This window comes from Planococcus sp. NCCP-2050, from assembly GCF_023708025.1.
In the GTDB taxonomy this organism is placed as follows: domain Bacteria; phylum Bacillota; class Bacilli; order Bacillales_A; family Planococcaceae; genus Planococcus.
In genome coordinates, this window is sequence record NZ_BRCX01000001.1 from 1,570,011 (window position 1) to 1,593,788 (window position 23,778).

Consider the following 23,778-nt stretch of genomic DNA (forward strand, 5'->3'; position numbering starts at 1 on the left):
GAGCGCAATATCTCTAGAATAGCTTTTAATCATTTACGTTTTAACTTTTCAATTAAATTTTCTACTTCTAATTTTCGCCGTTCTGTTTCTAATTTCAGCACCGAAGCTTTCTTGAAAGAGCCATCTGAGTTCCATTGAACATCAATGATGTCTCCTTCATTTGCATAGTTTTCTACTTTTGAACGCTCAATTAATTTTTGCTGTGTTTCATCTTCCTTTGAAAGAAGAACTGCAAAATCTCCATCAAAACGGTCTATAGTATACCTATTTGACTTCATGTATAAGTGCTCCTTTAGAATCGTATAGTTTAGCAGCATCGCCACTGTTTAACCATATATTAGCTGTAGTCCATTTAAGTGTATTGCTGCCGCTAATAGCATTAGGGCCACTTGTAACTTTTACTAACGACCCTGCTTTTAAAGTGAATTTAGGGAAAATAAAAGTCTGGTTACCTTGAACAGAAACCAACTTCCATCCTTCCATCGCAATATCTTTTTTTCCCATATTTTTAATAGTGACTATTTCCGCTTTTAAATCTTTACTAATAATATCTAAGTCACCTGTAGTCCCTGTAACCGGCGGCTTCGGAGTTGGTTTAGTTGGCGCAGGAGTTGGATTTACAATCCATGGCTTAGCACTAACGCTATGTGAGTTTCCATCTGTTGTCACCGTTATATCCCCTGAGACAGCAGTTGAATAAATCTTCGATTTAATATTATTTAATCTTGTTACTACTTCATCATGGGGGTGACCATAAGAATTATCTTTCCCATAGGAAAGAACAGTACCTGCTGGTCGAACCGCATTTATAAAGTTTGCCGATGAACTTGTATTAGATCCATGATGACCAGCCTTAAGGTACGTAGATTTTACGTCAAATTTCGACATTATAACATTCTCGATCGCTGTGTCAGCATCTCCTGTAAGAAGGAAACTAATTTTACCGTATTTGGCTTTCAAAACTATAGAAGCATCGTTATTGTCACTCGCTTTAGAATCTACATTCAATACTTGAATATCCATTACACTATCAAAGTTAACTTTTTTACCGTTTGTTGGAACCTCAAATGGGATATTTTTAGAATCGATTAATTTAAGCATCTCTAGATAAGTATCGGTAGTATGAGTTTTCCCAGAATCTACGAACTTAGCTACAGGAAAATTATTTAAAACATTTATTAATCCGCCTATATGATCAGCATCTGGATGGGTTGCCACCACAATATCAAGTTTTGTGACCCCTTTAGCTTTTAAGAAAGAGACGACCTTATCTCCCTGCGCCTTAGTTCCTCCATCTATCAACATATTCTTCCCATTACCAGATTGAATAAGAATAGAATCGCCTTGTCCGACATTAATAAAATGAACTTTAGCAGCCTTGTTACCTGTCTCTTTCATTACCATAGCACGAGCTAAAAATGCAGAAAGTTGACCTTTCGTAACTACGTCATATGGCTTGTAAGTTCCGTCAAGATTACCAACTGTTATATTCGCATGTACTATACGTTTAATATATGAATAGGAAGCCATAGAAGGGCTTATATCTTTAAAAGTCTTGGACGACTCCGTACTAAGTTTGAAAGCACGAGCTAAAAAAATCGCCATTTGACCACGATCTACAACTGCTTTTGGTTTGTATGACCCGTCTGGATAACCTGATATAACGCCTGCTTTAACGGCAGAATTAATATATCCTGACCAGGGTGAAGAAGATGGTACATCCTTAAATGGTGTATTAGTTTGCTTGCCGTTAAGTCCAAGAGCCTTAGAAATCATTACTGCAGCTTCTTCACGAGTAATTTGTTTATTCACTCCATAAGAAGAATTTGATCCTACTACTCCTTTCTCTAACAAGTAAGTAATATCGTCGTAAAACCGATGAGAATTCGGTACATCTTTATAAATTGCTGCTTCTGCTTGAGCGCCAAATCCCACTGACAAAAATAAAATAGTCATCAGTGTAATTAAAAATATTTTTTTCATCATTATTCCCCCTTTTCTTATCCAATATAATTATCATAAATGGGAAGTAAGAACTTAACAATACAATGAACTAAAAATTTGATAATATCTAGAAATTAATAATCAATAAATATATCTAAAGAACAAAAAAGCGCAAATACATAGTATTTCTATCATTGTACTAAATATTTTTATAGAATATGATTATTTCAATAAAGAAAAGAGGAATATATACATGATCTTTAATTTCAAAGAAGAAATTTTCGAAAACATAAATATACTCGCGACCTTGCAAAGCCCCAGTGATCCATATTTAGGAATTCTAATTACTGGCGAAGAATACTTTCTTGACTCTAAACAGCCAATTATTAAAGTTTATTTAATAAACAAATCAAATTCTGAATGGCGTATTCAAAAAGAACTCGAAACATTCGTATTTTCAAGTTACGCTAGTGCAAAAAAATTCGTAATGGATCTGCCTGAAATGTCAGCCTTAGACTTATTGCTAGTAATGAATGGTTGGCAAGCAAACGAACTATTTATTCAATAGATTTAATTTCTATTTTTTATTTTAAATAACCAGATTTTCATAATGCTTAGCCATATACTTCGCTTGTTTACCAGTCAAATTAATTTTCATTTTATTATTAATATTCATGAATACTTTAGTAATTTCACTTAGTGTTTTTGAGATAACTATCTCTCCGTTCACATTAAATGAGATTAAATTTTTATCAAATAGGGCATCATGATTTGGACATAATAAAAGTCCATTATTCACGTCAAGTCTTTCTTCACTACTAGAAATACTCCAAGGTTTAATATGACTAGCAATTAAAAGACGAGCTTCTATTACACCGCATAAAGCACATTTACATTCTCTTTTTAGTAGCAAATCTTTGAACTTCCCTTGTCCTATACGCGTTCTGACTAAACGTTCCTTCTCAGTTTCAGTTATTGGTAAATTTTCAACTTGCTGGATTATTTTAAACTCTTCTCTTAACTCTTGTACACTATTTTTCGTAGTGGATAAATCCGTAAATTTTGCATGTTTGTCTTTTAACTGAAGTGGAAAAATCCAAACCATCCGCTCTCGACCATTTTGATCCTTCTGTTTATCCTGGTATGGCTCCCCTGCAAGTTCTACCTGACCTCGATATGTATATTGTTTTGGTTTCAGTACTTCAAAGAAATGCAGTTCAACTCCATTGCTGTGTGATTCTGCTAAAGTTAAATTTTGCCCACTCATCTTTTGATCACCACTCTGCCCCATCCCAGTGTAGTGATAGATATTTCCGATAATTCGATCATCATAAAGTTTAGTTTTATCTGAAATCAAAGTAAGTGTATTTGTTCGGTTTGATTTCCGCATTCCACCTTGTGGCGCACAAAGAAATACCTCACATAACTCTTGATTATTAATAATGTCGTTTATAGCTAATGGACGCCTTACAACCATAATTCTCCTCCTAGTCTACTATCAAAATGTCTTTTAGTTCCTCTTTTTAAAATATCGAATCCTGCTAAAAAACCATTTATTTCAAGTATAATGAAGTATCAAAAAAAATCTATTATTAAATTATTGAACGGAGGAAGTAGACTATGAATTACGGTTGGGCTGGTACTGTTTTTCAATTCCTTGAATTGGAACTAGATACTTTTCTATCTTATTTAATAAAACATGTATACAAGAATCCTGGGACGAATGAGCTTAAGAGGGACGCTCAATTACGAGCTTGGACTGATAGTTTTCATAAGCTTCAAGAAATGTTTCAAACGTCCCCGACCATCGATGCATCACTTATATTTGAATATGAAATTTTGCGTGGAGGCGGACGCCGTCCAGATGTATTATTAATTTTGAATGGCTACTTACTTGTCCTTGAGTGCAAAAGTTATAACACTACCTCACCAGCGGAATATATACAAACTTCTCTATACGTAAGAGATTTAGAAAATTATCATTCTGCTATTCAAAAATCCAACGTAAAAGTTGCTGGTGTTTTACTTCTAACTAATTATGAAGGAGATAAAGCTTCTCACATAAAAGAATACGATGTTACAGTATCGACAATGAGTGGATTATCAGGAATTCTGAAAAAAATCATCCAAAAACCTTTTCAAAGTTCTTTAAGTATTGAAGATGTTATAAACGGGGCTTATGAACCCTCCCCCTCCATGTTGGAAGCTGCTAGATTAATTTTCAACAATGAATCGCTTCCTAATATAAGAGCGGTCGCTAGCAGCAATTTTCTAGATGTTCAACAAACGGTTCAAGAAGTAATAAAAGAAGCTCAAATTACGAATACTCATCACTTAATTTTGGTGTCTGGTGAACCAGGAGCAGGAAAAACATATTTAGGACTTAACTTAGCTCATAATATTAAAAACGCAGTATATTTATCTGGAAATGGACCTTTAATTAATGTTTTACAGGATGTTCTAAAGAATCAAACGTTCGTTCAAGGTTTATATAGTTATAAAATGGATTATCTTGAAAAAGGGATTATACCTAAGGAAAATGTAATTATATTTGACGAAGCACAACGAGCGTGGGATTCGAAGAAAGTTGATCATTCACTGAAAAGAAAAAAGCTGAAGGCACAATATTTAAGTGAACCCGATATTATAATGAACATTGCTACAGTTAGTAAACCTTGGAGTGTCACGATTGGATTGCTTGGAGAGGGACAAGAAATTTATTCAGGAGAAGAAGCTGGTCTAGGATTATGGAATACTGCAATTAAAGACAAAAATGTAATGGTTCACTCTAAACATCCGAATACTCTGTTTAGCAATGCTAATAATTATAAAACCCATAACCATCTTCATTTAAACTGTTCTCTACGAACACATGCTGCATTACAGTATTATGAGATTGTCAATTCGCTCTTACAAGAAGAATTCGAACAGACCAAATTACTAATTCAAGGATTACCTAAAGAACATTATAATCTTTTTATCACACGCGATTTAGATCGAGCTAAAGTTATACTGAACCAGCTTTATTTTCAAGATACCAAAACAGTGGGAGTCGTATGTACTGGTGGAGCTGACGATCAAAAACATGTACAAATTTTACCTCGAGATGAACGATACGAGCGCCCTACTAAGATAGCTCAGTATTTCAATTATCCTTCTTCCCCTTACTATTGCAGAACGCTTTCCTATTGCACGACAGAATTTCAAACGCAAGGACTTGAATTAGATATGGCGCTTGTTCACTGGGATGATGACTTAACTCTTCAAAACAGAAAGTGGCAAGGCAAGCACTTCCAATGGGGCGTTGAAAATCCTTTTCAAATAAAATTAAATGCGTATAGGGTCATATTGACAAGAGGACGAGATGGCACAATCATTTATGTCCCCCCTAAGACAAGCTTAGATGAAACATGGGCTTTTTTTAAAAATGAGCTGAAAATTCCTGAGTTATGATCTTTAACTAAAACAAAAGTGACATTCTCTCTGTTAATAAGGAGGTTTCGACTTACTCTGATCTGCAGAGTTCTTTAAAGCACACTTTTACGAACGCTTTTAAAATGGCTAAAAATCACCGGAAAGAGCGTTCGTAAACGTGTCAAATGACTTTACGAACGTTCGCGAAATCACATATACTTTTACGAACGCTTTTGGGGTATAATGTGAGGAAACAATCGTTTATAGAGGTGAATTATGGAACATCGCAAATTTGGTTACATACGTGTCAGCAGCAAAGATCAAAATGAGGGCCGTCAATTGGAAGCCATGCGGAAAATGGGCATCACTGAACGGGACATTTATTTGGACAAACAAAGTGGGAAAAACTTTGAACGGGCAAACTATCAATTACTGAAACGGGTTATCCGAAAGGGAGACATTTTGTATATCCACTCACTGGATCGGTTTGGCCGGAACAAAGAAGAGATTCTCCAGGAATGGAATGACCTCACGAAAAATGTTGAAGCGGATATTGTGGTGCTGGATATGCCGTTACTTGATACGACTCAATATAAAGACAGCATGGGGACATTTATTGCGGACTTGGTTTTGCAAATTCTTTCTTGGATGGCTGAAGAGGAACGAGAACGTATCCGAAAACGGCAGCGGGAAGGTATCGATTTGGCCTTGCGAAAAGGCATTCAATTTGGCCGGCCAACTGTTTTTGTTTCAGAGGAATTCAAAGAGGTTTATAGAAGGTGGAAAGCTAAAGAGTTAACGGCAGTGGAAGCTATGCAGGAAGCTGGAGTGAAAAAGACTAGTTTTTATAAATTAGTAAAAGCCATCGAAGAAGAGACAGACAACAACTTATATATAGAAGAAACTCAAACAAAGAAGACCTATTAAAGTTATTAAAATAACTTAATAGGTCTTCTTTAATTTAAATAGAAAGGCTCTATTATTTTGTCCCGACTACTCAAGCCTGTAAGTTTCAATGTACTTATTTTCAATGTCTTGTTGATGGCTTACAAAGCACACACTGTAACGCGCCCTAGTGAAAGCAACATAATACGGTGCTCTCGATTTTAAAAGCGCTTCAAACTCCCCTGATTTCAAAAACTTATTTAATGGACCATTACATAATATAAGGACTCGATCAAATGTAAGTCCTTTTGATTTTCTGAAATTCAATGGCAGACTTTCTCCTATAAATTTGGTTCTTCTGTCATATCGCAAGACTTGAGGATTGTATGTTGATATGTAGCTTTCGATATCTTGGTTATTAATATGAAACAAACCATCATGTCCGGTTACTTTTTCATTTAAAGATTTTGTTTTAGGCATCTCAGGGTAAAGTAAATCTGCTAAATCGCAAATTTGTTGATTGCTTCTATAACAATCTGTTTTATAACTTATTTTACAAAGGCCTTTGTCTTCCCATTCTTTAAATAAACTAAAGATATGTACACCCTTTTTATTCTTATTTTTAGCTGATTGATTAGTAAAAAACACGGCCTGTCTATTATCTCCCACGACTATAATTTCAATTTTAGACTTAAACAGTTCTAATAGAAACTCTAAATCATGACCAGCTAAATCCTGTACTTCATCAATCATAATTACATCGTACAAATCCTCTAATCTTTTAATAACAGCATGTTGAGAAAGTCTGTTGACTTCCATAATGAAATCACACATTTTGTCTGTATAAATATATTTCCCATCTCTAAAATAGTACTTTTCAACATTGGTTCTCTTTACATAATTGGTAGACCGTCCAGTGATAAATTCGATATTATCAATTCTCTTTTTATCGTATAAGAAATTTTGGTAAGGTCTTACACCTTCATTTAATAGAAATGAAAACCAGGTTTGAATCTTCACATTGGAAGGCGGACATCCTGAGTCTTCCAAAAACTTCTTTTTTATCTCTTCAGAGTTTTCAATAGTGAATGTGGTAATTAATACTCTCTTATCTAATATTTCATTTGCTTTAATGATTAGTTCGCTTGTCTTTCCAGATCCCGCAGCAGCAATGACAACTTCATTATTATATTGCATTTGCTATATACTCCGGTATTTCCAGATTTTCTTCACTATCAAATAACTGCATTGCGCACTCGCTTTTCTTATTCGAACTGGTCATATACTTTATTAAGTCTTCTTCAGTAGAATAATCAACCTCTAGGATTTTATTTAAAAGCTCTACCCCATTTGCTTTTACAAGTTGAGGCTCTAGTGTTTTATAATTTTCATCATCACCATAGTGAACACTGATATTATCATGTGTTAAATATCTATCACCGTATTTATTTATTATATTTTTTTGAATGTCCCCATCGTTATCTGTAATTACAGCAACATTTTTTGATAAAATATCAGCGATTTCCAGGTATCTTTTAAAAGAAAGACCTCTTACAGTAATTACATCAACTCCATCCTCTATAGGGAGTCGACCATGTTTTTGTATGTAGGCTTTTTGAACAATCAATTCATCAGATGGTCCTTCAACTAAGATGGCTCTTTCACTTAAAATTAGTCGAAGAGTATCGTAACCCGGAAGCTTTTTGAAGTAGTTATAGGTTTCTTTTTCAAGGTCCTTTAAAGTCATTGTGTTTCCATCGTTCAGAAAAATAACATGATCTAAACCTAATTTATTCAAAACATAGGTACTGTGAGTAGTAATTAGTAGTTGCCTTCCCACACATTTCTCAGAAATCTGCTTAACTAACCTACTCATATTTGTATAGGATAAATGTGTTTCAGGTTCTTCTATTAAAATAACGTGCACGTCTTCCAGGTTAGTTTCAAGCGATAATTTTAGTTTAATAGAATTTTGTTCACCTTTTCCGATTAAATCGAAAGGTATTTCGTCTAAATATGCTGTTAAATGGCTCTCCCACCCACTCTTTTGAGAAACATCTAAAGAAATGCTTAAATCCTTATCTGATATCTCTCCTGTCTTGCTCGATAGATTCGTATTGATATCTTGAATAGCGCCTATACTAGAAAAGCTTTCTTTTAAGTCTCTATAGTTTATATTCAAAGCTACTTTTTGTTTTAACTCCAATGTATTACCAATAATATTAGAAATATATCTTTCTGTGCCATTCCAAGCCTTTCCTTCAGTAGCATCGATCAATACACATTTCACTGGGTTACTCCTTAAAGTCAAAGGAGAAAAAGAAAACGAATACCATTTAACCGTATAATACTCGATAGGAATATTATTAATATTATCAGGGTCTTTAATGTATTCTGCATACTCATCTTCAAACTCTTCATCCAGTTCTATTGATAAACTAATCCCCCAAGTATCTTCTTTTCGTGAATTATTAGTCCCTTTCAAACTTGCTACAATTTCACTTTCTTGAAAATATACTTCTATTAAAATTTTAGGTGGCTCAATAGTCGCTTTATTCCGGAGAATTTCGAGATAATTGTTAACTGTTTTCCTATTAAATATAAATGGTGATATTTCATTGTGTATGCTTCTTTTGTTCAAACTCGCAGTTAAAGCTAAATTTATTGCCTCAAGTATTGTAGATTTTCCTTGTTCATTATCCCCTACCAAAATATTTATATCCTTATCAACATTTAAAGATAAAGATTCGATCGATTTAAAGTTCTTAATAACTACTTTCTCAATCATCTTAAACGCCCCTCATTTTATAATTTCTGATATTATTCATAGAAAAATAAGATATATTCCAAATTAACAAACTACTCTAACTTTAACATAAATATCCAACATCTTCTTTATTCCCCATCAAGTATTTAAAAATCATTTAATTCCTCAAGGGTCTTTCAAAACCATTATGAAACAATATTTATGAGAGATTGATTTTGAAAAAAGTAATGAAACAAAGCAAAAGAGCCAGAGAAGAAAATTAACGCCTTCTTCTCTGACTCTTATAAACCATCGTTTTTGAGAGTTTGAAAGTAAATATATCAAAGACATTTACGAATCACCTCGGCTATAAAGCACATTTGGTAAATGTGGTGGGTCCTTCCTATCGAATGATAGAATGCCATAAGCAAAAACGAGTAGAAAAGAGCCAGTCACAAGTGGCTCAATTTTTAGTTGCAAAATATACAATATTTCATTGTGTGAATTTTGAATTCATTTTTATAGCACCAGTAGACTAGTGTTCACTACTTTTTCGGTATTCGCTTACTTGACCTGGCCGATACTGGCTTTCTCTTTTCTTATCAAAGATACTCCTTCCAAAATAATATTCTGGAAGGAGTATCTTATGATTATACTTTATATTCGCTTATTTCTTATCAAAATTCTAAAGTAAGGAGTCTTTCCATTTATAGACAAATCTTTTTCATCATTCCCTTTTCTAAATTTTATTATTTCAAATTGATCTGGATTAAATTTATGCAGAAATGTTATAGGTACGCCCATCGCTCCTGTGTAATCACTAGGTATATCTTTAGTTTTATTTACATTAATTCCATCGTAATTGTCATACTTCAGATATTCTTCTTCATTTCCTTTGTAAGTTTTGGTTAGAAGAATATCTGTATGTCTTTGATAATTATCCAAGTTTGTTAGCCATAAAGCATTGTTTGGAGAGATTATTTTGTTTCCAAAGTCATCTGTACGTGTTTCTGTTCCATATAGTTCATAATAATCGGGAACAATAAATCCAGATATGCCTCGCCCCATATTTATGCCCATCCAAGCTTTATTTTCTTTTATTAATTTAAATATTTCTTTGTAGGTAATTGCATTAATATTTCCTATAACTAAAAACTCTTTTTCATATTCCATTATCTGATTGATATGCTCTCTAAATAAAGAGAAAGGAGGATTTGTCACAACTACATCTGCTTGTTTTAACAGCTCTAAACTTTCTTCGCTCCTAAAGTCACCATTGTTTTTAAAATATGTTACATCTTCAAAAGTCGGTATAATTACTTCATCTTTTTCTCCTGTGTATTCATAATAATAACCACTAGATTTTTTTTGATTGTAATTAAATAAACTTGATTCATTATCTAGATAACATGATGCTATTAGTTTTTTTAATCCCAACTCTTCGAAATTGAGAGCAAAGTATTTATAAAAGTTACTTATAGTGGGGTCATCACAATTACAGTAAACTATTTTATTTCTAAATTGATTTTGATAGTGTTTCAATTCACTTTCAATATCTATTAGTTGGGTATAAAACTCGTCATTTTTACTTTTTTTCGCTTTGCGTAAAAGCGTATTACCATTTTTCCTCATTTATATCCTGTCCAATCTCATTATTTTTCCGTTATTTGTTTAAAAAGATCTTTCCCTAGCAACTGTAAAGATGTTTCGGCTATGCTCTGCATAATTATAAACATCTTCTCCGGTTCCCACTTACTCCCATCGCCAGTTGTATATATTGAGGCTGCTTGGAGCATTACTGATTTATCATTAACACTAACAAATTTATTCTGGCATAAATTTGTATTAAAAGGCATTCCGTAGTTTGAAGCACTTAACCTGTCCAATCTGTTTAATGATCCAGAATTATATTTTAGCACAACTTTACGCCCGTCAGGTCTCGTCACCTCTATTGTCTCTGTCAAAAAATTTGATCCCTCTAAAAATATCACGTATGGGAAATGTGATTCAGCTAGCATAAAATTAGCGATTTCCGATATATTTTTATGTGAGCGTTCTATTGCATTTCCTGCAGCCATAGTGTCTTGGTCCATACCTTTACCAACTAATTTACCTGCTTTTATATTTTCAATATCTTTTCCTTGAAATTTTGCTTCTGAAACTAGAACCAATCTCCATTTGTCATTATCATCTTTCACTTCAATTAATCCTCCATCGGGTATGATGCTTGAGCTTGGTAAAAACAGAGTCTGGCCTAAATAAGGATCTATTTCTTGTAATGAAGCATTTATTTCTGCTTTCGAGAGTGTTTTTCTATACCTAAATTGTAAGTTAGGGTATTTTTCTTGCAACTGTTTTTGAACTGCTCTAGATATATCACTTACAGATATATCATGTACCTTAGCCAACTCTCCAAATATTCCAAGTACCCCTTTTGATTTTGTATGCTGATCTGTTAATCTAATTGACTGATTCTTTTTAGACACAAGTTTCATTCCCTTTATTTTTAATTTTCAACTAAACGTAATTTTTTCCATATCGTAATTATACCAGTTCATTCTATAGACAATCCTCTATTATCTAAAGTTATGAAAAAGTACAAGTAGGGCTTTTAAACTTTTTCAAAAAGTATTTTAATAAACTTAATAGGATTGGTTAATTCATTTTTAACTTCTTTATCGCCGGAACATCTGCTGGTGCCCATTCCAATTCTTCTAATTCATCCGACTTCAACCATTCAATAGCGATATGCTCTGTTAATACAGGCTCTCCATCTACTAACTTGCAGTAAAACGTGGTTAAATGAACAACGCCAAAATCGTATTCGTATTCGGTATGTTCTACTTGTTCGCCAATTTCGATTTCACATTGCATTTCTTCTTGGATTTCTCGTCGCAAGGCATCTTGTGGTGATTCTCCTTGTTCAATCTTTCCGCCTGGAAATTCCCAAAGTCCGGCTAAAGCTTTTTCATATCCACGTTGGGCACAAAGTATTCTATCGCCGTCGGTAATGACTGCTCCTACTACATGAATATTATTTTTTCGTTTCAAATTCAAAAACTTACCTCCCTAACCGTTATTTATATTTAATTATTTTTGTTCCTTTAAACATGTTTTCGTTTAATTCTGGAAAAGCTTCTTTCCAAATTTGAAAAACCTTAAAATTAGTCGATAGGCCCTTTTTAGATAATTTGACAATATGAAACCCATACTCATCTTCTTTTCTTGCTAGGTATCTATTGCGTGCGTAAGAAAATACTTTCCCAGAGACTGTTATATCGTATAAGCCTTCATAATTTTTTATTGCTCTATGTTCTTCTTTCATTATCCTTCTCCTTCATTAAATTTATACGAGTACCGATTTCAAACTACTGTATATTTGTTCCCAAGAATCATTTAAATCCACTGATTTCACTTCTACCTCTATTCGTTCATTCCAACTATACCTTTCGTCTATTTCGATATCATTCATGGGGTATATTAATACGCCTCTTAGCTTTAATTCTGATGACTGATGCATTAAATAGGTAAACAATTGATACATATTGTGACTATGGAAAGATGATTTGCCATAATGTACCTGGAAAATATTTTTATAAAATTTCGCGTCAATAATTATTTTCTCCGGCTTCTGCTTGTGAGTTAAGGATACGTCTGTCCGCATGCCAGGCAAGAAGGTTTTATTACCTTCAAGTTTCCATTGTATGCCTTCAGCCTTTACTTGATAGTCTTGCTGTTCCAACCTATAGAAGTTAAATAAGAATTTCTCAAAGATATGATTTAGCATATGTTCATCTATTTCCGCTGAGAAGAGGCTCCAATTTCCATTCTTATGAGACAGTAAGACCATTTCATTTAAGATGCGAGCAATGTGCAGAACACGTTTGTAATGAATATCATGTCTTCCAAAATGTATATTGACAAAAGCTGATTTCGTTAACGGTATTATGTCGACGTCAGGTAATAACTCCATGTATTTAAAACTACGATTTCGAGTTTCTTGTTTTACCTGCCGATTTAATGAAATAGATCTTAGTGTAGATTTGATCAACTGATTGAAATAAACATTAGCTGTATATTCGTCTTTTTGACAGACTACAACCGGTTTTTTAGCACTAATAAATGGCATAGATTCTTCCATAATCATTCTGCCAGCCAATCGATTTGTAAGCTCGGTTTTTGCTATATAATTTTTGACCAGACCACGGTGGTTCACACGCTCTACTTCTTTTAAAAATTGATTGCAAATAAAATCATACGTAATAATATCTTCATCTATATCATTTAAGCTATTGGCCAATTCTGGCATATTTTCAGCATAACTCAGAAGCACAAATAAATTACGGATCGGTACTTTAAAGAATTCGCTCACCTTATAATTCCTCCAGTAATTTCTCCACCTCTTCGGGACGATCAAAATAATACTCTTTTAAAAGAGGCTTAATTTCAAAATCCATAATGCTTTCTAGCCATACTTTTTCTTCAATATCTTCAGGCTTTGCAGAGAAAAATGAATGCCCAATAGCATAGCCGGACCCAAGCTGGTAATCGTTAACGATATCATTGTTTAAGCGATCAACTATCTGGTGAATTTGATTAGCCATCTCTGCCGAAACATTTGATTTCATCAAATTTAAACGCCATTTTTCATTAAAAGTAGGTGTTAACGTCACAAAAGCAAAACGCCGGCGTAAGGCTACTTCTATTTGGGCTAATGACCGGTCTGCGGTGTTCATGGTACCGATAAGATGCAAATTAGCAGGCACTGTAAACTTGTCTTTTGAATAGCCCATCGTAACAAATTCATCTCTTTTATCACTTTCTATTAGCATGAAAAGTTCACCAAAGATTTTTGAAAGGTTTCCACGATTAATTTCATCAATGATAAAATAATAATTTTCTTCGGGATTATCAATTGCGCGCTGGCAAAAGTCATAGAATACTCCAAATTGAAGTGAGAAACCATTTTCTTGTGGGCGGAAACCCATAACAAAATCTTCATAAGAATAATTTTGATGGAATTGAATCATTTCTACTCTACTTTCATCTTTTGAGCCCATTAATGAATAGGCTAATCTTTTTGACACGAAAGTTTTCCCTACACCCGGTGGTCCCTGTAAAATGATGTTCTTTTTGTATTTTAGAAGACGTGTAATTTCATCATATTTTTTATCATCAATAAATACTTCAGAAAGAAAGTCTTCTTTTGAATAAGATTCATATTTAACACTCGTAGGATCATTGTAACTCTCTGATAGAGCCTCTTTTAAATTGGGTTTTAAACGCCAGAAAAACTGATCGTTTTCTCCATACTCTTCTTCAAATAACACGCACCAATAGCAGATGCTACCGTCGTCACGGTGCATATCTTCAATTCCAGTTTCTTGTTGGATTCTTTTCGCTAGTTGAACCACTGGAGTATTAAAAGAAGATCGACTCTTACCAAGAGCTTCTGCTAATTGAATAGCGCTAGCTTGTCCACCCATTTCATACATCTTGTATAGGTACACTAAATCTTTTTCATGGAATATATCTTTATTTGCAATTAACTCTAGCCAGGTTTCTTTGCCCAGTTCTTTTGTATAAGGGATTACTGGCTCAACCACTAAAGAATCATCGTCAAATTCCCCTATCACTTCTATAATTTTTCGGTAAAAATCCTCATAAGAAAATTCTTGAGCTTTTTTTATATGTGCGACACTTCTTCTGCCAGACTGTGCGTGCTGATCGCCAAAATGTAGACCATATTCAATACCTTCGGAATCAATTGCAACAAATAGTTGTGGAGCAGGACGATGGTTCGGATATTCTACTTCATACACCGCTAGCCAACAACGAGATGTACCAAATTGATTGTTCCAACTAAAGCCATTCAAAACTTTATTCTCCACAAATTTGCGGTCTTTTAATTCTTCGAATCTACGGATAGCTTGATGTATTTTACCGATTTCATCTTGCACCTTTTTCTTTTTATCAAAGTAGTAAAGTTGAAATAATATCGAGAAATCACTCCAAGAATTCAGAATATTTGTATCGTATTTAACTCGAATTTCTTCTTTAATGGTATTTAAATTAGAAAGAGAAGCTGATCCATTCTCAAGAATTTCTTCAATCAATTTATAGCGTATTAAATTGATTTTTTCACTATTTCTATATTGATTCCTTAACTGTTCTAATATCTCAGGATCTATATTAGTTATTACATTTAACATTTGCTCTTGGTTTTCTTCAAATTCTCGTAGTATAACAGCCTGTTCAAATAAATAATCTACGGCACTTTCTACTATTATTTGATTGTACGTTGTACTGCAATAGAAAAAGTCTTGGATATCTAATATCGTCAATGAGCTATCTTTTCTTTTAAAATGACTTAATACAAAGTCACATATAAATAAATAAACTTCGTAATTTTGTCCAACCGCCCCTAACTTTTGTTCAATAGCATAATCATTCCTAATTTTAGTAAAGACCTCTTGTTTATATATTGGGTACTTTGTATAATCTTTTGCTGCTAATAGATAACCAAAAAGGGGAGCACCTAATGAAATATCCGGATTAAAAACTTTTGCTTTCCCCCTAAAATTTTCGATCCTTTCATTAATTGGAGCGTCGGGATTGTATAATTTATTGAGAAGCAACGACACTTCTTCTGGTCTAGCTTCAGTAAATTTGACCAGATCCGCCGTATTGCTCCAATGGACAAAGCTACCGGCACTTGGATTTTCTTTTTGTAGTTTTTTTACAATATCTAAGACAGTCATTTCGTTTATTTCTTGTCCTCTTAAGAATTCATTTAAGCGAGACAGAATTTCTAATTTATAAGACTCATCATAGAGCTCGTTTTCTTTAAACTTTTTATATCTTCTATATGAAATGTCTATATAGGAACCATTTAGTAATTGTTTTTTTATTTTGGAATATGCTTGTTCAGATAACATTTCTTTTTCTGCCTTTAATTCTTTGGCAAAATATATTTCTGCAGCCTCTTTTAATGCTGGTCGCAAAGTCCAAAGAAAGTGGTTGCTTACCCGATCTTCTTCGCCTAAAAAAGGAATATGCCACGGTCGATCACTTCCATTATCCTGTTTTAGATAAAGAACTTCGGGTAGATGCTTCATAATTTTTTTACCCAGTCTATCTACTTGCAAGTTAATAGCACCCCTACCTTTTAAACCAATTGCATGAGCAATCAGCGTAGCATGAGGCTGTCCATCATATTGAAGAACTGCTAAAATCATATATCTATCTTGGTCATTAAACACTTCATCATTTTGAAGCATTTCAAGCCATTGTTCAGAGCTTATTTCAAGTGGAGTGTCATATATATATTTATTGGACATATGAATCTTCCTTCCTGGGTCAAATCTTTTTCTTTCAATTGGATCATGTCAGCGCTTTTCTATATTCATTATATGCCTTTAGTTACATTTTTTAGAAGTTACATTTATAATGAGGATGCACTTAACATCTTTGTTTAGCTCCAATCTACGCTTTTTATGTTGAGATATCCACTCTATTTTAGAAGGAGTACCAAACATGACCGATAAACAAAGTTCGATGAATGTGAACAAGCATGTATTGACGCAAGATCTTCGCTTAAGGCAAGTCTCAAATACGGCTGTTTTTTTAAGAGAAGGGCTTTTTGTTCTTTCGCCCTCTGCTCAAAATCAGCATAATTGGTTTGACTTGAGTAAGTCTTCCGTAGATCGCTACCAAGAAAGAACATACAAAGGATTTCTTGTTCTCCGCTTTTTCGACAAATTGCTTGTTGCCGATCTTGACCGCTTTATTCGTGAAATGATGCCTGCCGATCAATACGTGATCAACAGCTCCGGCCGGCCGCATTGGAAATTCCGCGTCAAAGTATCCGGCGGCACTCACTATATCTTCAATCACCAGAACAGCAGCAAAGCTTACCCGGTTCGAGAGTTCTCAGTGAAACAGCTGCAAGATTTAATGAATAAATAATCTAGTTACGATTAAAGCGCTTCAGTTATAAAGACTGAAGCGCTTTTACTTTTTAATTATTAAAAATATTTTCTATTGTTCCCTCTCAAAACACTTCATCATTTCTAAATCAATTAGGAGTTGCGTCGCCTACTGTCTTTTCAAGCACAGAATCCTAATTAAAAAGTTAAACATTAATTGTCATATTAGTAATACGAGAATTAGAGCGATAATGGCAGGAAAACCTTGCTTGATTAGGATGGATCGATTGGATGTCAATGCGCCGTATACAGCTGCAATAATGACGCATGATAAAAAGAAAATGACGACCCCTGTATCATTACGGATCAATCCGAAAATAAGACCAGCAGCTAAAAAGCCATTATACAATCCCTGATTGGCGAAAAGTGTTCGTATTTGCTTGGACGCCGCCGCTTCATCACTTAGCCCAAATGAACGTTTAGCGGCTTTAGACGAAAGAAAAAACATTTCAAGAGCCAAGATATAAAAATGCTCAAGTGAAACAATCAATACAAAAATAGTTGCCAAAGTAGCCATAGACGATAACCTCCCTGTTCCAAATTTTTAACTACCTTTATTTAAACATTTAAGTCATTAGAAAAATAGCGTGTGATCTATAATCCGAAGGCACTTACGCTTGGCAGTATCCACTTTATAAGAGTTACCTACAAATTTAACTATGCCCAATTTGAAAGTCTGTCCCAGCTCTTCGGTAATTTGATTGTTCAAGCTTTTAATTTATGTGATTTTCAGTAAAGCAGCTGCAAGATTTAATGAATAAATAATCTAGTTGCAAGAAAAAACGCTTCAGCTATATAAACTGAAGCGCTTTGAATTTTTTAGTTCTTATAAGTACTTCCGGTAATTCCCTCTCAAAAACACTTCTTCAATCTGGCTCGTGAACACTTTCGTATTCAGGATTTTCTTCCCGATCAATCGGCTCGCAATCATTTCCGCTTCCGGGTATTCCATGCCGAGCTTTTCTGCGATTGCTTTTACTTCTACGAGCTTGCCTTCTTTTGCATCTTCGCCTGCTTCTTTCGCTTTCCGGCTTTCTTCGAAAACATACGTGAGGACGCTTGCTTCTTCCTCGTTGAGTTTTCCGGTTGAGACAAATTTCTCAATGAAGCTTTTTTCATTGAGGATGTCTTTCAGCACTTTGGCTGCTTTGAATTGCGGTGCTTTTGATGCGGCAATGGTGATTTCTTCGCCCGTCTGCGGATTGCGGCCTTTCCGCTCTTTTTTCTCCGTCAGCTGGAACGTGCCGAAGTCGTTGATCTTCACTTCATCGCCTTTTGCTAATGCTTCAGTGATGCGGGAAGTGATTTCGTTAAGGACTTTCGCTGCCTGGTCTTTTGAGATTTTGCTCCTATGTGAAATGGCTTGGACGAGCTCTTTTTTATTCATCATACTTCCTCCTGTTTTGAGAAGACGTCGTGCCTCTCTTTCTCTTACTTCCTATTATACATTTTCCTGCAGGCTGAAATAGCCTACGCTTCTTTTCTCCGTAACAGTTTTTCGGAAGCCTATGTATAGTGGCAATTGAAAATGACAAAGGAGGAGCACTGATGAAACGATGCAAAGTCTGCCGGAAGAAACCGAAGCTTGAACGCAGGATGAATTGTGAAGGAATCGTTTTTTGTTCGGACGAATGCTATGACTTGTTTGATGATTCACCGAATGATTTCAAACATCCGTATATCGAAGATTACGAAGCTGCTCGAAGAATTTATGGAGATTGGGCTGCCCATTATGAGGAAGATTTGTATACAAACTACTGGAGAAGCGGATCGCTGAAAAAGGAAGAAATGATTCAAGACATTCAGGAATCGACGGATCTTTTTGATACGTTTTATGCACTTGCCGGAAGTGATGGTGTATTCTCAAAAGAAATCTATCATTATTTATTGGCGTTTGAAGAATTGCAAGAAACCATCACAAGCTGGGAAATGAATACGCGGATCTACCGGAATTGGGTAAAGGTTTGGAGAGAGCACATTAAAAACAAGGAGGCCTGATCAAGTATGCAACCCGTCACCCTCAAAGAACAAACCGAATCCATTCGCTCTTTCAAATCCACCATCCGCAAATGCGAAACGGCTTTAGCGCAGATGAACGAGAAGAGATCGAATACGGTTCTATTGGAAAAACGGCTCAATGCCCTCAATATCGGACTCCAAATGCTTGAAGCTGTTTGGCATCGGAAGCTGCTCCCTTATGACCAAGAAAAATTAGCGGAAGTCCGCGAAGTTCTAGCAGGGATGCTTCTTTCGATTGAAAAGGCTTATGCCAATCAAAAAGAAGGAAGTCCGCAGAAAACATTGCTTGAACGGCGGATCAAATCACTAGAGTTGGCAATACAGGCAATTGATGATCATGCCTCCAAAAATTTTAAATCTCACGATACCTTCTGATGAATTTGTCGCTGAACTCACGGGTGTTTAAGGGATGTTTCCTGTTTTTTGGACTGTATTCGATTCCAAATCCGAATTCATCATTGAGTTTTTTTGTTTCTCTCAGTACATTATTGATTTTGATTTCCCGGTCTTTTTCAATCTTATAAATCTCGACTTGCAATAACGGATTTCCGTCTTTGTATTGATAGAAGCGGTACATTCCGTTTTTCGAAACCACATCAACCATGCTTATTAATGTTTTCATTCTTATTTCCCCCTTTGTATTTTCACTATAGCGGAAATCGAAAAATATTATAAGTAAGCGTGTGTTGTGATTAGTTGTTGTGATTCGAGTATATGTTAAACAAAAAAACGGCTCTCCAGTCTCCTGGAAAGCCGTTTTTCATTTTTCTATTTCTGAAGGCGCTCGACGAATTCGTGCAGGCGCTCCAATGTATTGATGTTGCTGTTGCAGACTTCGTTGTCTTGGCAGACGTAATTGCCGCGTTTGACGAAATTGTCCTGGCTGGACCCTTTCGTTTTGGCGGTGAACATGCCGACTTCGCTGTGGCGGTTGCAGATCGAGCAAATGCCTTTTTTGGCGCTGCGGGTGAAGCTGCCGTGGATCGCCTCGAAGCGGCCGTCTTTTTCAATCACCATGTACATAAGTGTCGAGCTTTCGATCCAGCTGAGGTACGAGCGTTTCTTGAAATCGATGGTGTCGAGTTTCGGCCCTTTCAGCTTTTTCGCTTTCGGGAACAGTTTCTTCAAGCCTTGGTCGGTCACGTTTTTGAACGGGATGACGTAAGGGGATAGTTGTTCCAGGAAAATTTCCGCATCTGCGGTTTCCTTGACCGAAGCGAGCGGATTCAAGACCGCTTTCTGTTCGGCGTCAAGCGACGGGAACAGCTTGAAAACTTTTTCATGCGCCAGGTGGCGAAGGACGTTCAGCACTTCGGCGTCGTTGCCGGTCGCCTGTCCGTTCACGAGGATCTTCGTCTGGTCTTTGATGAAATTATATTGGTCGTTCCGGATAAATGCTTCCGGTCCGCTATTCGTGTTTCCTATTTTGTCGTTCGTTTCTTTTACATGTATCATTCGAGCCACTCCTTATGGTTTGTTGGATAAATGCTATAAGGAAGCCGTGTATCGGCCATGACACATCTGCAGGCGATTTAATCCGTACTTCTTGCCCCACATAAAGTATCGCCATTCCGCATACCAGGCTTTACGTGAGTTTTTGCTGACGCTGACAATCGATTTATTGCCATCTGATATCACTCCTTTGGAGCAGGTCTCTTCCCTGCTCTTCCATCATACTGCATAATTTCCCGTTTTTCCATTGAGCCAGTTTTTCTAAAAATAAAACAGGACCTGCCGGCTTTGGCGGGTCCTGTTTCTCAAAAGTTTATTAGCCTTGCAGATTTTCGTCTTCCCGGTACTCAAGCACATCGCCCGGCTGGCAGTCCAGCGCCTTGCAGATGGCGTCGAGTGTCGACAGGCGCACCGCTTTCGCTTTGCCATTTTTCAGGATCGACAGGTTGGCCATGGTGATGCCCACCCGTTCCGACAGTTCCGTCACACTCATTTTCCGTTTGGCCAGCATCACGTCAATATTGATAATAATCGCCATAGTTGCACCTCACACAGTTAAATCGTTTTCAGATTTTATATCGATGGCATTCTGCAGCAGCTTTTGGAGCACCGCTGCGAAAACCGCAATGACGATCGCTCCGAAAGTGATGATCATCCCCAAGCCCCCAAGGCCCGGTGCATCATCTATCTGCGCCGTATACAGGATAATCGGCAAGTTCAAGATGAACAGCACAGTAATCGTCAGTGCACAGTATTTGATGTTCTTCAGCGCTTTTACCGACCGTTCCGAAAAAGCGATGCCTTTATCAATATACCCCAGAAGCTTCAGCGTTTGGTAGAGCGCTGCGAAATAAGCGATGGCTGAACCGTATAAAGTCAGCATAAAGACGTATTGCAGGAACGCCCATTTCGGCAGAATCTCACCGACAAAACCGGTCATCGGCGGCACGACGAAAATAGAGATGGCCAAAGCCGGCAATGCCATCAGGACAATGACCAGCTTTAAAAAGATTGTTTCCCGTTTCATGAAAAAGCACCTCACTCGTTTGTTGTTAAATTGAATTTACCATATTATTTATCGTAAATCAATAAATAAATGTCGTTTAGCGAAATTTATTAGCCTAAATTTTAGTTTTTCTCTTCATCCCTGACCGCTTGATCCCCGCGAATGGAAACTTTTACGCGAAGGAAGCGGTCTAGATTAGCAAGAAGAACGTCAAGAATCGGGGTGCGAGATGAAACGATTGGCAATTGGCCTGATGCTGCTCATTTGTTTGGCCGGCTGCATCGGAGAGAACTACGATTTTACGCCGCCAGGCATTACTCTTTCTAGCAGTGCGCCTGTCGAATGGGATAAACTCGCGGAAGCGAACGTCGATTGGCTGGGGCCGGAAAATAAACGGATCGATAAAGAAGTGGAGGACTTCTCGGCGTTTGCCGCTAAGCAACCGGAAATGCGCTTAGTGGCGGGAGAAAAGGTGGATTTACTCTTTGAGCACGGAGATTTTGACCTTCAAAGTTTAAGCGTCACGCTGTGGCATGACGGCGAAGAAACAGCAGTCGAAGTCGAGGACATCATGTTCACTTTGCCGGACGAAATAGGCGATTACTTGATCGAAGTGAACCTCCGGACCGACCGCGGAAGCGCGCAGTATGCCGGGAAACTGTCGATTTATGACTAACATCCAAAAAGAAACGCCTGACAGCGGACTGTCAGGCGCTTTTTGATTTTTTAAGTTAAACGCAGGTCTCTTTTCAAATCCTCGTATTCGTTTCGGGCATCATCGCCGTCTAAACGGATAAGATGCTGCTCGAGTTCGCTTCTTGTTTCTTGAAACACCGGATGAATCTCCGTCGTATCCGCTTTTCCGTACAGGCAGTTCAGATAGAACACCAGCTGAGATGCGATAAAATCATCGTCCGTCAAAAGAATGGCCTGAATCATATCGGGAATGAAATTGAAAGCATCGCTGCTGCTCTTCTTTTCAATAAGCCGGTCGAAGGAACGGGCCAAGTAAAATTCATCGTCATTTATTTTGCGGGTCCAGTCTGTTAAAATTTCAGCAATTTCCGGGTGCATCTTCTCATCCTTTGCTGTTTTTTTAGGATCACTCCTCCGGGTAGTCCAAAATCTTGATGGTCTTGAAGCCAAGAATGATTTTGAAATTGAGCCCCCAGTTGGCGGTGATGATTTCCAGCTCGGCGTCCGTCACAGTAAATTGGAGGACGACGTCGTTTTCGTAATCAATGACGACATAGGTATTGGCATTTGAATAGATCTTGTAGGATTTATGTGCAATAAACGTCCAGCCGTGCTTCAAGCCGTGGCTTTTGTTTCCCATCCCGTCACCCCTTTTCGTTTTCTCCGTGAAAGCTCTATGGAGTAAGCCCATTATAGCGCAACTGTATAGCGGATGTAAGCGCTGCAGAAAAAGGTGGATAGAAAAAGCCGCTGCCCCCTTAAAGGATGCATCGGCTATCCGTTCATTTCTTATGGCAATATCGCAAACGACCGCACCGGGAAGCCGGAAGCCTTGTCCGCTTTCGGGACGATGTTGAAAATTACGGCCCCTTTTGCCGGCAGCTGATCGAGATTCGCAAGCAGCTCGACTTGATACGTGTCTTGGTCGAGTACATAATACTCGCCGAGGAGCGCTCCGTTTCTGCGGTAGTCGATGGCGGAGTCGGTGTCGAACGTTTCATGGCCGACTGCCCGTACTCCCCGTTGTTCAAAAAGGAATTTCAATGCTTCAACGGACCAGCCGGGTGCATGGCTATTGCCTTCTTCGTCTTTATTGTCGAAGGCTTCCTTGTCCGGCCAGCGTTTGCTCCAATCCGTGCGCAGCGCGACGAACGTGTCGGCTTCGATTTTGCCGTGTTCGGCTTCGAACGCTTCAATGCCGTCAACCCCTAACGTAAAGTCAGGGTCTGCTTCCGCTTCTTTTGACTTGTCGATGACAACGAGCGGAAGAACGAGTTCCTTCAGCCCCAGTTCGTGAAGATAGCGGGCATCGCGGACAAAATGGATCGGTGCGTCGAGATGGGTTCCGTATTGCCCGGGAAATGTAAAGCGCTGGGCGAAGAATCCATCATCGTGGTTGAACAAAGTATCGAATTTCGCATCTTCAAACGCCGAGAAATGCGGCGAGTCAGGACCGAATGTATGAGTCAAGTCGACCCAAGTCTTCTGTTTCAGTAAATTGATGGCTTCGATCGTTTCGAGTGTTTTGATGGGCATGGTAAATTCCTCCTTGGGTTTGTGGATAGAGGGCAACTAAAAACCCTCTTCCTGGATTAAGAAGAGGGTTTGGCAGATGAAGGTCAAAGTTC

At 37.0% G+C, this 23,778-nt stretch carries 27 protein-coding genes; 7 read left to right on the forward strand and 20 right to left on the reverse strand.

From position 1 onward, the window contains the following. Positions 1-29: 29 nt before the first annotated feature. Both NFU07_RS07725 and NFU07_RS07730 read right to left on the reverse strand, forming a co-directional pair. On the reverse strand, positions 30-278 hold the full coding sequence (locus NFU07_RS07725; protein WP_246807877.1) for a DUF3006 domain-containing protein: 249 nt from the start codon (positions 276-278) through the stop codon (positions 30-32). Then, a complete protein-coding gene (locus NFU07_RS07730; RefSeq protein WP_251476423.1) occupies positions 265-1,983 on the reverse strand; it encodes an S-layer homology domain-containing protein in 1,719 nt (572 codons plus the stop codon). Before NFU07_RS07730 ends, NFU07_RS07725 begins: the two co-directional genes overlap by 14 nt. A 214-nt stretch (positions 1,984-2,197) precedes the next feature. Here NFU07_RS07730 and NFU07_RS07735 point away from each other — a divergent pair, with 214 nt between their 5' ends. Beyond that, on the forward strand, positions 2,198-2,512 hold the full coding sequence (locus tag NFU07_RS07735; RefSeq protein ID WP_251476425.1) for a hypothetical protein: 315 nt from the start codon (positions 2,198-2,200) through the stop codon (positions 2,510-2,512). A 21-nt stretch (positions 2,513-2,533) separates the two neighbouring features. On the opposite strand, the gene NFU07_RS07740 is transcribed toward NFU07_RS07735, so the two are convergent. Next, complete coding sequence (locus NFU07_RS07740; RefSeq protein WP_251476428.1) at positions 2,534-3,421, reverse strand: HNH endonuclease; 888 nt, start codon at positions 3,419-3,421, stop codon at positions 2,534-2,536. Between the two features lie 143 nt (positions 3,422-3,564). On the opposite strand from NFU07_RS07740, the gene NFU07_RS07745 reads away from it, so the two are divergent. Beyond that, the gene (locus tag NFU07_RS07745) at positions 3,565-5,397 is read left to right on the forward strand and encodes a DNA/RNA helicase domain-containing protein (RefSeq protein ID WP_251476431.1); all 1,833 of its coding nucleotides are present in this window, start codon (positions 3,565-3,567) and stop codon (positions 5,395-5,397) included. A 237-nt stretch (positions 5,398-5,634) separates the two neighbouring features. Next, positions 5,635-6,285: a recombinase family protein gene (locus NFU07_RS07750; RefSeq protein ID WP_251476432.1), complete on the forward strand. Its 651-nt coding sequence runs from the start codon at positions 5,635-5,637 to the stop codon at positions 6,283-6,285. 66 nt (positions 6,286-6,351) lie between these two features. Here NFU07_RS07750 and NFU07_RS07755 read toward each other — a convergent pair whose 3' ends face one another. The 8 genes from NFU07_RS07755 to NFU07_RS07790 form a co-directional block, all read right to left on the reverse strand. Further along, the gene (locus NFU07_RS07755; RefSeq protein ID WP_251476435.1) at positions 6,352-7,440 is read right to left on the reverse strand and encodes a UvrD-helicase domain-containing protein; all 1,089 of its coding nucleotides are present in this window, start codon (positions 7,438-7,440) and stop codon (positions 6,352-6,354) included. Further along, positions 7,430-9,031, reverse strand: a complete 1,602-nt coding sequence (locus tag NFU07_RS07760) for an ATP-dependent nuclease (RefSeq protein ID WP_251476437.1) — start codon at positions 9,029-9,031, stop codon at positions 7,430-7,432. Before NFU07_RS07760 ends, NFU07_RS07755 begins: the two co-directional genes overlap by 11 nt. Positions 9,032-9,646: 615 nt before the next feature. Continuing rightward, positions 9,647-10,621, reverse strand: coding sequence for an adenine-specific methyltransferase EcoRI family protein (locus NFU07_RS07765; protein ID WP_251476439.1), 975 nt, complete (start codon positions 10,619-10,621; stop codon positions 9,647-9,649). A 20-nt stretch (positions 10,622-10,641) separates the two neighbouring features. Then, positions 10,642-11,475, reverse strand: coding sequence for an EcoRI family type II restriction endonuclease (locus NFU07_RS07770; protein WP_251476441.1), 834 nt, complete (start codon positions 11,473-11,475; stop codon positions 10,642-10,644). Positions 11,476-11,644: 169 nt separating this feature from the next. After that, on the reverse strand, positions 11,645-12,040 hold the full coding sequence (locus tag NFU07_RS07775) for a (deoxy)nucleoside triphosphate pyrophosphohydrolase (protein WP_251477155.1): 396 nt from the start codon (positions 12,038-12,040) through the stop codon (positions 11,645-11,647). Between the two features lie 25 nt (positions 12,041-12,065). Then, a complete protein-coding gene (locus NFU07_RS07780; protein ID WP_251476443.1) occupies positions 12,066-12,314 on the reverse strand; it encodes an NUMOD4 domain-containing protein in 249 nt (82 codons plus the stop codon). Positions 12,315-12,335: 21 nt separating this feature from the next. Next, positions 12,336-13,361 carry an McrC family protein gene (locus tag NFU07_RS07785; protein ID WP_251476445.1) on the reverse strand — a complete coding sequence of 342 codons (1,026 nt, stop codon included), beginning with the start codon at positions 13,359-13,361 and terminating at the stop codon, positions 12,336-12,338. Between the two features lies 1 nt (position 13,362). Next, on the reverse strand, positions 13,363-16,329 hold the full coding sequence (locus NFU07_RS07790) for an AAA family ATPase (protein WP_251476447.1): 2,967 nt from the start codon (positions 16,327-16,329) through the stop codon (positions 13,363-13,365). Between the two features lie 196 nt (positions 16,330-16,525). Here NFU07_RS07790 and NFU07_RS07795 point away from each other — a divergent pair, with 196 nt between their 5' ends. Further along, on the forward strand, positions 16,526-16,957 hold the full coding sequence (locus NFU07_RS07795; RefSeq protein WP_251476457.1) for a hypothetical protein: 432 nt from the start codon (positions 16,526-16,528) through the stop codon (positions 16,955-16,957). 180 nt (positions 16,958-17,137) lie between these two features. Here NFU07_RS07795 and NFU07_RS07800 read toward each other — a convergent pair whose 3' ends face one another. Together NFU07_RS07800 and NFU07_RS07805 are read right to left on the reverse strand one after the other, a co-directional pair. Continuing rightward, positions 17,138-17,494: a DUF1304 domain-containing protein gene (locus NFU07_RS07800; RefSeq protein WP_251476459.1), complete on the reverse strand. Its 357-nt coding sequence runs from the start codon at positions 17,492-17,494 to the stop codon at positions 17,138-17,140. Positions 17,495-17,803: 309 nt separating this feature from the next. After that, complete coding sequence (locus NFU07_RS07805) at positions 17,804-18,364, reverse strand: HU family DNA-binding protein (RefSeq protein ID WP_251476461.1); 561 nt, start codon at positions 18,362-18,364, stop codon at positions 17,804-17,806. 161 nt (positions 18,365-18,525) lie between these two features. On the opposite strand from NFU07_RS07805, the gene NFU07_RS07810 reads away from it, so the two are divergent. Then, positions 18,526-18,975, forward strand: a complete 450-nt coding sequence (locus NFU07_RS07810; RefSeq protein WP_251476463.1) for a hypothetical protein — start codon at positions 18,526-18,528, stop codon at positions 18,973-18,975. A 6-nt stretch (positions 18,976-18,981) separates the two neighbouring features. Next, entirely contained in the window at positions 18,982-19,371 is a 390-nt protein-coding gene (locus NFU07_RS07815) for a hypothetical protein (protein WP_251476465.1), read from the forward strand. Here the strand turns inward: NFU07_RS07815 and NFU07_RS07820 are convergent. The 4 genes from NFU07_RS07820 to NFU07_RS07835 form a co-directional block, all read right to left on the reverse strand. Continuing rightward, positions 19,349-19,618, reverse strand: a complete 270-nt coding sequence (locus tag NFU07_RS07820) for a hypothetical protein (RefSeq protein ID WP_251476467.1) — start codon at positions 19,616-19,618, stop codon at positions 19,349-19,351. The genes NFU07_RS07815 and NFU07_RS07820 overlap by 23 nt on opposite strands. 146 nt (positions 19,619-19,764) lie before the next feature. Next, positions 19,765-20,451 carry a FusB/FusC family EF-G-binding protein gene (locus NFU07_RS07825; RefSeq protein ID WP_251476469.1) on the reverse strand — a complete coding sequence of 229 codons (687 nt, stop codon included), beginning with the start codon at positions 20,449-20,451 and terminating at the stop codon, positions 19,765-19,767. 313 nt (positions 20,452-20,764) lie between these two features. Continuing rightward, on the reverse strand, positions 20,765-20,986 hold the full coding sequence (locus NFU07_RS07830; protein WP_235197481.1) for a helix-turn-helix domain-containing protein: 222 nt from the start codon (positions 20,984-20,986) through the stop codon (positions 20,765-20,767). A 9-nt stretch (positions 20,987-20,995) separates the two neighbouring features. Further along, positions 20,996-21,475 carry a DUF2975 domain-containing protein gene (locus tag NFU07_RS07835; RefSeq protein ID WP_251476471.1) on the reverse strand — a complete coding sequence of 160 codons (480 nt, stop codon included), beginning with the start codon at positions 21,473-21,475 and terminating at the stop codon, positions 20,996-20,998. Positions 21,476-21,683: 208 nt separating this feature from the next. Between NFU07_RS07835 and NFU07_RS07840 the strand changes: the two genes are divergently transcribed. Beyond that, on the forward strand, positions 21,684-22,130 hold the full coding sequence (locus tag NFU07_RS07840) for a hypothetical protein (RefSeq protein WP_251476472.1): 447 nt from the start codon (positions 21,684-21,686) through the stop codon (positions 22,128-22,130). Between the two features lie 50 nt (positions 22,131-22,180). Here the strand turns inward: NFU07_RS07840 and NFU07_RS07845 are convergent, their stop codons facing one another. From NFU07_RS07845 to NFU07_RS07855, 3 genes are all read right to left on the reverse strand, one after another. Beyond that, positions 22,181-22,528: a hypothetical protein gene (locus NFU07_RS07845; protein WP_251476474.1), complete on the reverse strand. Its 348-nt coding sequence runs from the start codon at positions 22,526-22,528 to the stop codon at positions 22,181-22,183. A gap of 28 nt (positions 22,529-22,556) precedes the next feature. Continuing rightward, complete coding sequence (locus NFU07_RS07850) at positions 22,557-22,790, reverse strand: hypothetical protein (protein WP_235197485.1); 234 nt, start codon at positions 22,788-22,790, stop codon at positions 22,557-22,559. Between the two features lie 149 nt (positions 22,791-22,939). Further along, complete coding sequence (locus NFU07_RS07855) at positions 22,940-23,686, reverse strand: cyclase family protein (protein ID WP_251476476.1); 747 nt, start codon at positions 23,684-23,686, stop codon at positions 22,940-22,942. Positions 23,687-23,778: the final 92 nt, after the last annotated feature.